This window comes from Paenibacillus sp. FSL H8-0282 (genome assembly GCF_037963825.1).
In the GTDB taxonomy this organism is placed as follows: Bacteria; Bacillota; Bacilli; order Paenibacillales; family Paenibacillaceae; genus Paenibacillus_AQ; species Paenibacillus_AQ odorifer.
On the sequence record NZ_CP150146.1, the window covers coordinates 6,071,161 to 6,083,482 of the forward strand.

Annotated in this window: 7 protein-coding genes; all 7 read right to left on the bottom strand. The window is 43.1% G+C overall.

Going from position 1 to position 12,322, the window contains the following annotated elements:
- Nucleotides 1–103 precede the first annotated feature (103 nt).
- A complete protein-coding gene (locus NST94_RS26305; RefSeq protein ID WP_076128794.1) occupies nucleotides 104–424 on the bottom strand; it encodes a metal-sensitive transcriptional regulator in 321 nt (106 codons plus the stop codon).
- A gap of 74 nt (nucleotides 425–498) precedes the next feature.
- Nucleotides 499–1,506 (bottom strand): cation diffusion facilitator family transporter, encoded by a 1,008-nt coding sequence (locus NST94_RS26310; RefSeq protein ID WP_076193680.1) that lies wholly within the window; start codon nucleotides 1,504–1,506, stop codon nucleotides 499–501.
- A 233-nt stretch (nucleotides 1,507–1,739) separates the two neighbouring features.
- Nucleotides 1,740–7,877 carry an S-layer homology domain-containing protein gene (locus NST94_RS26315; RefSeq protein ID WP_339281442.1) on the bottom strand — a complete coding sequence of 2,046 codons (6,138 nt, stop codon included), beginning with the start codon at nucleotides 7,875–7,877 and terminating at the stop codon, nucleotides 1,740–1,742.
- 301 nt (nucleotides 7,878–8,178) lie between these two features.
- Entirely contained in the window at nucleotides 8,179–8,895 is a 717-nt protein-coding gene (gene deoD / locus NST94_RS26320; protein ID WP_036681380.1) for a purine-nucleoside phosphorylase, read from the bottom strand.
- Nucleotides 8,896–9,011: 116 nt separating this feature from the next.
- Entirely contained in the window at nucleotides 9,012–9,833 is an 822-nt protein-coding gene (locus NST94_RS26325) for a methyl-accepting chemotaxis protein (RefSeq protein ID WP_339281443.1), read from the bottom strand.
- 257 nt (nucleotides 9,834–10,090) lie between these two features.
- Nucleotides 10,091–11,620 (bottom strand): alkyl hydroperoxide reductase subunit F, encoded by a 1,530-nt coding sequence (gene ahpF, locus NST94_RS26330; protein WP_076277814.1) that lies wholly within the window; start codon nucleotides 11,618–11,620, stop codon nucleotides 10,091–10,093.
- Between the two features lie 14 nt (nucleotides 11,621–11,634).
- Nucleotides 11,635–12,198: an alkyl hydroperoxide reductase subunit C gene (gene ahpC, locus NST94_RS26335; RefSeq protein WP_036681373.1), complete on the bottom strand. Its 564-nt coding sequence runs from the start codon at nucleotides 12,196–12,198 to the stop codon at nucleotides 11,635–11,637.
- Nucleotides 12,199–12,322 lie beyond the last annotated feature (124 nt).

Genomic DNA, 12,322 nt, shown 5'->3' on the forward strand with positions numbered 1-12,322 from the left:
CACATTCTCCTCTCAATTCATTAATTAGGATAGTCCCCTACTCTATATATACCCAATTTAAGCAAATAAAAAAGGATTCCGGGGAATCCTTCCGATTGATCAATTATCTAATTAATTTATTAATGGTAACTAATAGTTCATCCAGTACCTCGTTCTCACCTTCCTGGATACGTTCCACTACACAACTTTTCATATGATGCTCCAGCAAAAGCTTGCCCACGCCGTTCAATGCAGATTGGACCGAGGAGATTTGATGCAGCACATCATCACAATAGGTGTCTTTTTCAATTAACCCTTTTAGCCCTCTAACCTGACCTTCAATTCTATTGAGCCGGCTAATCAAATTCTTTTTAGTTTTATCTGAGTGATGACTTTTCCGCTCATCCGTACTGCATGATTCATGCTCGTGAGTCAGATTATCCATGCACCGATCACCCCTTTCCTCGTATTTTTATTATACTATAGCCCCCCTATTCTATTCAAAAAATAAATCATTGATTAGATTTTCAATTCTTCATGAACTATAGCTGAAGTTTCAACCTGAATGGTTGTATGTTGAATTTTGAAATGATCGGCAATTAACCGAATCGCTTGCTGCAAAATGCGTTGGTCATCTGCTTCCTCTTCAATTAAGATATGACAGCTGAGTGAATCTAATCCCGAAGTTATGGTCCAGATATGCAGGTCATGAACATTTCTAACCCCCTCAATGCTTTCGAGGATTTCCTTTACTTCAGCTGGATTAATTGTAATCGGGGTGCCTTCCATAAGGACGTGAACGGTATGTTTGATAATTCCCCATGCCCCTCTAAGAATCAATAGAGCAACCAGTACGCTTATGATTGGATCAGCAACATACCAGCCAAAAATCATCATGATTAAACCGGCAATAATTGCCCCTACTGAACCTAAAGCATCACCAAGCACATGGAGATAAGCACTACGGAGATTAATGTTATTTTTCACATCCCCTTTTCTCATAAGCGACCATGCACTAGCCACATTGGCTAAAAGACCAATACTTGCGATCAGCATCATAGATCCGCTGGCAACTGTCGGCGGCTCAAAAAACCGCCCATAAGCTTCTACAATGATAAATCCAGCAACTACAAATAAAGTAACTCCGTTTAAGAGTGCCGCCAAAATTTCAAATCGATGAAAACCATACGTTTTGTTCGGAGAAGCAGGTTTAGTTGCAAACCAGACCGCTACTAGGCTTAATGCTAGAGAGCTTGCATCGTTTAACATATGCCCACTGTCCGATAACAGGGCTAAGCTGTTAGTAATCAACCCACCAAAAAACTCCAAAAACATAATTCCAACCGTAATGATCAACGCAATCAAAAGCCCTTTTTTATTTCCACTAGGATCAAAATGTTGATGCCCGTGAGAGCCATGGGAGTGACTGTGTCCTTCATGAGTGTGGTCGTGGTTACTGTGATCGTGATTGGACTGTTGCCCGTGTACATTCTCGACCTGATGATTGCGTTTGTTCTTCTTGTTCATCATGCTTAACCTCCTATTACCTTCAGCTAGATAGTATTCGTAGCCCTGCGCAGTTACATTCAAAAGCTCCAGTTAATAATAACATATGAGCATGTGTTCATATGTTATTATTAACTGGATTTTTCTTCTTGTCAATAAAAAAGCAACAAATGATTGTCTCTGACCTAATAAAATAAAGAGGACCCTCCGCAGCTCTTCCTGCATGAAGGATCCTCTCGAATCAGAACCGTGTATTAAATCAAATCTGATTGTTGCAGCAATCTTTGGATGATAGCCGCAACTTCTGCTCTCGTAATGAAGGCTTGTGGGGCAAGTACATTTCCGCTTCTGCCCGTGATGATTCCTGCTTGCAGGCTGTCTGCGATGCCACTCTTCGCCCAGTCTGATGCTTCATTCGCATCCGTGTAAATGCTCAGCAGCTCGCTTGCTTCTTTGGCAGGAAGATTTGTCTTCAAATCGGTAATCACCATAGCTTTAGCAATAATACTCATCGCCTGTTCCCGAGTAATCTTGTCTGTTGGATGGAACGCTCCATCTTCAAAACCGTTGATTAGCTTATAGGAGTAAGCTGTCTGCACCGCATCATTATACCAATCTGAGACCTTTACATCCGTAAAGGATGTTGTCCCGCTTTCCAACTTCAATCCCAATCCACGTACGATAATCGCCGCAAATTCTGCACGTGTAATCTCCAGATTAGGGTTAAACAAATCGTCGCCGACTCCATTAATAACCTTACGGGAAGCCATCTCATTGACAATGTCCTTAGCCCAGTGGGTAGCGACATCCTTGAAGTTCTGTGGATCTTGAACTACAAAATACGTACTGTTCGTTAAACTGTGTATTTTCGCAAAGTGTTTGCCATCAATGGCAACAATCTGTGTGGGTACATGGCGGAACGTCCCCCCCGCTTCAAGCACTAGCCCAGTCGTGATCTTCTTAAGGTCTACACCATCCGCTAGAGGAATAGTTCTTTCCACATAGGTATTAAACTTAGTGAGTTCAACAGTTTTCCCAGCGTAAGTAACCTTCACCGTGAAATCTAATGGCTGAGCTACCAACGTTAGTTTTTCATTGGCTGCCAACATTTCTATTCTTTTCAGTGCATCCGCAGTCGGAACAGAAATTGAAATTTGCACCTTCACATCTTGTAGAGCAATGTCTGTGCCAAACTGTTTTGAAATTGCACTGATATCAATCTGTGCTGCTGATATTGTATAAGTACCTTTTGGAGTACGAATGATTAGCAGCGCCTGCTTCTGCTCCATATCTTTGATGATTTGGCCATTAAGCTCGCCAATAATCACATCTGAAGTCGCAGTCACAGGGATAGTTATAATTGCATTCTGGTCTTCCTTTTCGATACGTTGCTCTATTTTTGCCTGATCTACAACAATCGTGGTAACCGTCTGCCCGTTATGCTCAGATATCGTTGCTGTTCCGGCATTTTCAACCTTACCGTTCACCAATACCTCAACCATGCTGCTAGATAGTGTAGCTGTAGCTGTAGCAGTGGATCCTGCTGTTGCAGTTGGTGCAGTTGTTGAAGGTGGTGCAGTCGGTGTTGATGTCGGTGATTCTGTTGGCGTTGGTGTTGGTGTTGGCGGTGTAGGTGTAACCTCAACCTCAGTTGATGACTTCGGTGTCACGGAGTTCGAAACTTCAGAAGCTACACTACTACCAGCGCTATTAATCGCTTTAACTGTAAACGAATAAGTGGTTCCATTCGCTAGACCTGTTACCTTTATTGGACTTGTTGCCCCAACCGTTACGATATTACCCGGAGAAGCAGTTACCTCATAATTCGTAATTGGAGTTCCCCCGTTCGAATCAGGAACTGCAAATGTCACAGTCACCTCGCCATCTCCCGCTACCGCTATTAAGTCCGTAGGTGCAGATGGTGATGTTCTTGGTTTCGTGCTGACTTCGTTAGAAGCTGCACTCTCCCCGCCCGGATTAGATGCCTTAACTACGAAATAATAAGATTGGCCATTAGTTAACCCTGTCACATCATAGTTGTAGACAGATTCGCTTACTGTAGCCACTTGGGTCTCATAGATTCCGGAAGTGATACCTTGATATATAGTGTATCCAATCGCACCCTTCACCGGATCCCATGTTAAGCCGATGAGGCCATTACTTGCCACAGGTGAATGAAGTATTGGCGCGCCCGGCGCTGGAACCTGAGGCGTTCTAGTTACTTCATTGGAAGCCGCACTGATACCATCAGGATTAACAGCTTTAACAATAAAATAATAAGCAGTTCCATTAATTAATCCTACAGCATCGTAACTGTTCTCAGAGCCACTTATAGTAGCTACCTCAGCTCCATAAACACCTGAAGCTGTAGACTGATATACAGCGTAACTATCGGTACCATATACGGGACTCCAAGTAATTCGAATATGTCCGTTTCCTGCTGTTACAGACTCAATACTTGGCGCAGCAAGTTCAGGCCAGGTAAGGTCAATAACTGCGCTAGTGATCTCTGCAAGACCTGTCGCATCAAATGCCAGTTGCGCTCCGGTGATTCCAGCTGCATTCGTAGCTCCCAGATCCGTAAAGGAAATGAGGCCCGCTACTGCCGTCAACGTCGTATTCCCCGTCAACGTCCAGCTTCCTGTATCCTTCTTCGACACAGTAACAACCGTACTGTTGTCGCCAAGGTTTACATTCCCAAACTGATCCAGCAAAGTAATTACTGGCTGCTGAGCGAAGCTACCGCCATTGGCTTGCGGGGCACTTACGCCCGTGGTCAGCTTCATTATCGCTGTGCTACCTGCGACAGGTGTAACGTTCAGCGCTGTTGCTGCTGGCGTGGCTACGCCTGCTTGGCTGAACACAACCGCTTGCGCGCCAGCTTTGTTCAGCTTCAGGTTCACCTGTGCTACACCCTCAACGAAATCAACGTTGATCTTGCTCGGTGAAGCTGCCAAAGCGGTGCTTCCTAAGCTTCCGTACGTTCCGTCCGGCGCAACATCATAACCCGTTACCGTCACTTCTTTTGTTCCGGTAAACAGAGTGTCCGTGTCGCCCAGCGAGTTCTTCACGGTCAGCGTAATGCCATTATCTACACCTACGACAGGTGTCAACGTCGCCGCTGAGGCAGTGATGCTTTGCGCTCCCTGTGGCTCTGGAAGATTCAACGCTACACTAGTGATCTGTGGAAGTCCTGTCGCATCAAATGCCAGTTGGGCTCCTGTGATTCCAGTGGCATTCGTAGCTCCTAGATCCGTAAAGGAAATGACACCTGCTACTGCCGTCAACGTCGTATTCCCCGTCAACGTCCAGCTTCCTGTGTCCTTCTTCGACACAGTAACAACCGTACTGTTGTCGCCAATGTTTACATTCCCAAACTGATCCAGCAAAGTAATTACTGGCTGCTGCGCGAAGCTGCCGCCATTAGCTTGCGGAGCACTTACGCCTGTGGTCAGCTTCATTGTCGCTGTGCTGCCTGCGACAGGTGTAATGTTCAGCGCTGTTGCTGCTGGCGTGGCTACGCCTGCTTGGCTGAACACAACCGCTTGCGCGCCAGCTTTGTTCAGCTTCAGGTTCACCTGAGCTACACCCTCAACGAAATCAACGTTGATCTTGCTCGGTGAAGCTGCCAAAGCGGTGCTTCCTAAGCTTCCGTACGTTCCGTTCGGCGCAACATCATAACCCGTTACCGTCACTTCTTTCGTTCCGGTGAACGTTGCATCCGTATCGCCCAGCGAATTTTTCACGGTCAGCGTAATGCCATTATCTACACCTACGACAGGTGTCAACGTCGCCGCTGAGGCGGTGATGCTTTGGGCTCCCTGTGGCTCTGGAAGATTCAACGCTACACTAGTGATCTGTGGAAGTCCTGTCGCATCAAATGCCAGTTGGGCTCCGGTGATTCCAGCTGCATTCGTAGCTCCCAGATCCGTAAAGGAAATGACACCCGCTACTGCCGTCAACGTCGTATTCCCCGTCAACATCCAGCTTCCTGCATCCTTCTTCGACACAGTAACAATCGTACTGCTGTCGCCAAGGTTTACATTTCCAAACTGATCCAGCAAAGTAATTACTGGCTGCTGCGCGAAGCTGCCGCCATTGACCTGCGGGGCACTTACGCCCGTGGTCAGCTTCATTGTCGCCGTGCTACCTGCGACAGGTGCAATGTTCAGCGCTGTTGCCGCTGGCGAGGTTACGCCTGCTTGGCTAAACACCACAGCCTGTGCTCCCGCTTTATTCAGCTTAAGGTTCACCTGTGCTACACCCTCAACGAAATTAACGTTGATCTTGCTCGGTGAAGCCGCTAAAGCGGTGCTTCCTAAGCTTCCGTACGTTCCGTCCGGCGCAACACCATAACCCGTTACCGTCACTTCTTTTGTTCCGGTGAACGTTGTATCCGTATCGCCCAGCGAATTTTTCACGGTCAGCGTAATCCCATTATCCACACCTACGACAGGTGTCAACGTCGCCGCTGAGGCGGTGATGCTATATGCAAGAGTAGGTCCTAGGTTCAGGGTCATTTTAGTGAAATAATCCCCCACGACCTTAAAGTTAGTACCATCGTAAATAATGCCATTAAGATTAGAAGTAAGATCAGATGTTTCCTGAGTCCACGTGGATCCGTCTGCCGAAGAGAATAACTCCCCCTTCAATCCAACAGCCAGAAAACTTCCATTACCAAAGCTGATATTATTTAGTGCGCTAGCTGATATTGTAACCTTCGTAAAAGTTACCAAATCTTCTGTGGTTAGAATTACTGCCTGCTGGCTAAGTGTATCTTCTCCAACCAGAATATAAGCTCTACCATCATAGGCAATTCCCTTTAAAGAAGTATTGGGGAACCCAATCTCTAAGGGCACATTCCACTGTATTCCATCTGATGATTTTGCGATAACAACGCTCTCTTGCTCATAAGTAGTACTATTGTATTTCATCCCAAGAGCTACAAATTGATTATTCAAGTAAGCTACTGTATTAAATGCAAAATCCCCATTTTTAAATTTCTCTGTCCATGAGGTTCCGTTAACTGAAGAATAAATTCCGCCATAATCGGAAACAGCAACGTACTGATTTGTGCCAAAAGCAACGCCAGTCAGATTGTCCTGCACTCCGGTATCTGTCATAGTCCAAGTATCACCGTTGGTCGAGGTCACCACTTTGGCGTTAAGATTGTAGTTTTCTTTATCTGTAACCGCAATAAACTTCCCTGCTCCATAAGTGACCGCATTCATTCCCGGCAGCTTGGAGGGTGTGACATCGTTCCATACTGCGGAGCTATTAGATTTGTAAATAGAGCCATATTCCCCGGATGAGACGGCAACATAATTGCCATTACCATCCTTAGCAATACTTTTCAGATTACCGCTGACATTACTCCACGCCGATAGGTCAGAAGAAACCAGTAAGCCGTTGCCCCCTGAAGCAACATATTTGCCATTTCCGTAAACCATATTGCTCACCATCATTGTTGTATGGGTATCCGAAGATGTCCACTGGGTGCTGTCCAGCGGAGCCGCAGAAGATTTATAAATTACACCCTGCCCAAACAACAAATAGCTCCCATTTAAAGAACCTCCCCCATAAAATTGCTTGTTATCCCATGAGGCATCAACGGTCCAATTAGCACCGTCTGTAGAGGTGAATACTTTTTTAGCATAAGGAGTCACGATATAACTAAAGAAACGATTATCTAAATAGATTACATTCGTAACATAAGGCCAACTAGAGTTATAGTGGTTGATCACAAGATCGGTTAAGGTGACCGTTGTCCAATTGATCAGATTCGTTGAGGTATAATAGACAGCATTGTTAGCAGAGACCACATATTTGTTGTTGCCATAAGCAATATCCGTTAAGCTTTGCATTCCGAATATTGCATTGGTAGAAGTGATTCCTGTGTCTGTCCAGTTAATGCCATCCGAGGATTGTAGTAGAGTTACATCATAAGAAGGTGGATTGGTGCCAGGTTTATATACTGACTGCCATACAAAGAACTTTTCATTGACCGCTTTCAACCTTTCCGGTGTGATAGCTAACGTTTTTTTTGTCCAATTTTCACCATCGAGTGAATTGTAAACTGCCTTTTCGCTACCATCAATAGCTAAGAACAGCCCATTAGCGAACACAATAGAAGTTAGTTTGGGGTTCCCCGCCTTTTTTGAGATAGACCAATCTACGCCATTTGATGATGTAGATATCCCTCCTTGGCCCACCGCTACAAAAACATTGTTACCAAAAGCAACACTGCTCAAATTTCCAGCTGATGTGGAGCTTTGATCTATGATATTGCTATTGCTGGGTGCTGCATAAATTACTGCAGGCATAAACAGAGAACTGACGATAGAGAATACTAAACTTATTGCTAATAAAAGATTGCCACTCCGCTTAATCACAATTTTCCCCCTTTGGCATTACACCAAAATATAAATACTTCCACCATATGGAGATTAGATGTCTTTTCTAAGATTTGTAGCCATTTGGTTTGATTTTTATATCGGTATAATCCGAGAGAATTATTACGAATTTAACATTAAATTTTGATTAAAAACAACAATATTTTACACGCTTCACCTATCCATTTCCACAACCTTACAAATGAGAAAAAAACCTATTAAATATCAGGACTTAATCCTGAATTTAATAGGCTTTCAAGCTTTTTCTCGTAGAACTTTTTAAGCTGCTTAATCTTTTTTATTAAATAGAAATCGCTGCTTCTAAAGCTACTTCCATCATGCCGTTGAAAGAATTTTGTCTTTCTTCTGCCGTGGTTACAGCATGAGTAACTAACGAATCGGAAATGGTAAGAATACATGCAGCTTGTTTACCTAACACTTTCGCATTATGGAACAACGCATAACTCTCCATTTCTACACAAACACAGCCATGTTCATTGTAAAATTCATTAACTCCAGGCACATTGTCTTCATGATAGAATACATCGCTGGAATGAATTCTCGCCGTCAGAACTGGCTTGTTAATACGTGTAGCCGCTGCTTCAATGACTTCGTTCAATTCTTTACTTGGCAGCTGGATATCTCCTTCTACACCGCTTTGCACATAGGCATATGTAGATTCACTCCACGCGCTATCCGCCAACACCACGTCAAATAAATTCAATTTATCAGTATATGCTCCAGCACTACCGATACGAATGATGTTTTCCACACCATAGTTTTTGTATAGTTCATAAGAATAAATACCGATACTTGGCATTCCCATTCCCGAACCCATTACCGAAACCTCTTTGCCTTTATAAGTTCCTGTATATCCAAACATATTACGTACCGTATTAAATTGGGTTGGGTTCTCCAAATAGGTTTCTGCAATATACTTCGCTCTCAAAGGATCTCCTGGCATTAATACTGTTTTGGCGATTTCACCATTTTGTGCTGCATTGTGCGGCGTTGACATAATTTATTCCTCCTATGTTGATTACTCATTACTATCTTACTATACCATTCATGATTTTAAATATACGTTTAAAATTTTCTTTTATTGCGACAAAAATACTGCTACTGAATCTCTTTTTATAATTTATTAGCAAACTCATTAAGTTTTTGGGACATTATCTTTATTTCCTCAATAAATGTAGAAGTATGCTGAACAGATGCCGCCTGTTCTTGGCCGATAGCTGCTATCTTCTCTATCGAATTAGCCATTTGATTCGTAATTCCCTTAATCTGTAACATGGTTTTATTTATGTTTTGCGTCGAGGCGACGGTTTCCCTTGAAAATTTCCGGATTTCCTTGGCTACGACTTCAAAACTTCTACCTTTCTCACCTGCATGCGCTGCCTCTATTGCAGCATTCAGCCCAAGTAAATTCGTTTGATCAGCAACCCTGTTTATAATGGATAGGACTTCTGTTGTATTCTCCACATCTTTTCCAGCCTGCTGAGATTGAATGAGTAGTTCCTGAGAGTGATCGGAAAGTGAACTTACACCATAGGAAATATTATTAATTTGCTCATTGGCTTGGGATAATGATTCCGAGATTTGTTCTACAATAGCTTTTAATTCACTTTGTCTTCGAATCTGAACTGCAATCCCGCCAATGACTTGTCCCGTTTGATCGTGAAGAGGTGTTGCTGTACCTGTAAACTCAAATCCATAAAAGTGGGCTGGAACATCGGACTTCAAGATACGATTCTCTTGTATCGCTAAGTAAAGCGGTTCTTCTTTGTGTAAAGGTTGTCCTTCGTTAATGTTTAAATTTATGGTGTCGCCAGGAAAATAAGCAACGAACCGTTCCAAATCACATATCGCTATTGATAAATCAGCGGGGATAGATAATTTTATAATTGGTATAAGTGAGATAAATTTGTCTAAAGATTCAATGTTGTTAATCACAGAAATATAGTCTCCATTCCAGCAAAACGTTATTTATAGCGCACCAAGTCTAACCAGATTATGCCTTGCAGACATGCATTTAATCTAAATCCTTAATTTTGCTTAATTCATATTTTAGATATGTATTCGCGAAAATCTTCATAAAATCCTCCAAAAAAGTTTACAAACACCCATTTCTCTCTCACAAAAGATAAAAAAAGCCCCCACTTTGTGAAAAGTGAGGGCTTTCGTTCTCTTGCTGTTACTAATAATATCGATTAGTTACGGATCAGATAATCAAATGCTCCTAGCGCTGCAGTTGCACCGGATCCCATCGAGATAATGATTTGTTTATAAGCACTATTAGTGCAGTCACCAGCAGCAAATACTCCTGGTAAGCTAGTAGCACCATGGCTATCTACAACAATCTCACCTACGCGAGTACGTTCAACTGTGTCACCTAGCCATTCTGTATTTGGAACCAGACCGATCTGTACAAATACACCCTGCAATTCAACATGGTGAGTCTCTTCTGTCGCACGATCAACATAAGAAATACCATTTACCTTATCAGTTCCGGTAATCTCTTTAGTTTGCACGTTTTTAAGAACAGTAACGTTAGGAAGGCTATAGAGACGATCTTGCAGTACAGCATCAGCTTTGAGCTCTGGAGCAAATTCCAGAACCGTTACATGCTTCACTATACCTGCAAGGTCAATAGCTGCCTCAATACCTGAGTTACCGCCGCCAACAACTGCAACATCTTTGCCTGCAAACAAAGGACCATCACAATGTGGGCAGTAGGCTACACCTTTGTTCTTGAATTCAGCTTCACCAGGCACGCCCATATTCCGCCAACGAGCACCTGTAGACAGAATGACCGTCTTACTCTTTAGAACAGCACCGTTCTCGAGTTCAACTTCAATTAAGTCATTTTTGTCTAGACGTCTGACACGCTGCAATTTCATAACATCAATGCCATACTCTTTTACTTGCTCTTCAAGTTTAGCTACGAGTTGAGGACCTTCAGTGTACTTCACACTAATAAAGTTCTCGATACCAAGCGTGTCGTTAACCTGTCCGCCAAAGCGTTCAGCAACAATACCTGTACGAATACCTTTACGTGCCGCATATATGGCTGCACTTGCACCAGCTGGGCCGCTGCCGACAACAAGCACATCATATGGAGCTTTATTGTCAAACTCAGATGCGTCCACACTGCTGCCCATTTTAGCTAAAATTTCTTCAACCGTCATACGACCACTTTCGAAAAATTCACCATTAAGGTAGACGCTTGGAACAGACATAATTTCTTTGCTTTCTACCTCTTCTTTGAATACTCCACCGTCAATCATCGTATGGGTAATGCCCGGATTAAAGATACTCATAAGATTCAGTGCTTGTACAACATCAGGGCAATTATGACAGCTCAGGCTAACATAAGTTTCAAACTTATATTCACCACTAATGCCTTTGATCTGATCAATTACACTTTGCTCAACCTTAGGAGCTCTTCCGCTAACCTGCAACAGAGCCAATACTAATGAAGTAAATTCGTGTCCAAGCGGAGTTCCGGCAAAGGTTACGCCCGTATCTTCACCCACACGATTTACACTAAAGCTTGGGGTTCTAGACAGTTCGGTTCTTTCCACCGTAATCCTAGGTGACATTTTGGCAATTTCATCAACTAGTTCGGTCATCTCTTGTGATGCCTCGTCAGCGCCTGCACTGAGTTTCAGTACTACATCGCCTTCCAAGAGTTCAAGGTATTGCGCTAGTTGAGCTTTTATTTCTTGATCTAGTTTCATTTAGCTTTCGCTCCTTAAATCTTACCTACAAGATCGAGACTTGGTTTAAGAGTTTCTGCACCTTCCGACCATTTCGCTGGGCAAACTTCACCTGGATGATTGCGTACATATTGCGCTGCTTTAATTTTGTTAACAAGAGCGCTAGCATCACGGCCGATACCACCAGCATTAATCTCAACAGTTTGAATAACACCGTCTGGATCAATGATGAATGTACCACGATCTGCAAGACCGTCAGCTTCGATCAATACATCAAAGTTGCGGGAAACCACATGGGAAGGATCGCCGATCATAATGTACTTCACCTTGCCAATTGCTGCGGAGCTTTCATGCCATGCTTTATGTGTAAAGTGTGTGTCAGTAGAAACGGAATATACTTCAACACCTAGTTGTTTGAGGGTTTCATATTGGTTCTGCAAATCTTCTAGTTCAGTTGGGCATACGAATGTGAAGTCAGCTGGGTAAAAGCAAACTACACTCCATTTACCTTTGAAGTTTTCTTCTGTAACATCGATAAATTTCCCATCTTGAAATGCGCTTGCTTTGAATGGTAGTACTTCTGTTCCGATTAATGACATATTGTTTAATCTCCTTTGGGTTTAATTTATGAATAGAGTGGATACTATTTATAATTATTATAATTAACCAAATTAAGGCCTGTCAAGTTATTTATAATAATTCTAATATGATAATCGTTGTCAG

What these genes read in the sequence shown, in the direction of transcription:
- deoD (WP_036681380.1), bottom strand. Translation starts at nt 8,895, where the DNA reads ATGTCAACGCCGCACAATGCAGCACAAAATGGTGAAATCGCCAAAACA.
- ahpC (WP_036681373.1), bottom strand. Translation starts at nt 12,198, where the DNA reads ATGTCATTAATCGGAACAGAAGTACTACCATTCAAAGCAAGCGCATTT.
- ahpF (WP_076277814.1), bottom strand. Translation starts at nt 11,620, where the DNA reads ATGAAACTAGATCAAGAAATAAAAGCTCAACTAGCGCAATACCTTGAA.
- NST94_RS26305 (WP_076128794.1), bottom strand. Translation starts at nt 424, where the DNA reads ATGGATAATCTGACTCACGAGCATGAATCATGCAGTACGGATGAGCGG.
- NST94_RS26310 (WP_076193680.1), bottom strand. Translation starts at nt 1,506, where the DNA reads ATGAACAAGAAGAACAAACGCAATCATCAGGTCGAGAATGTACACGGG.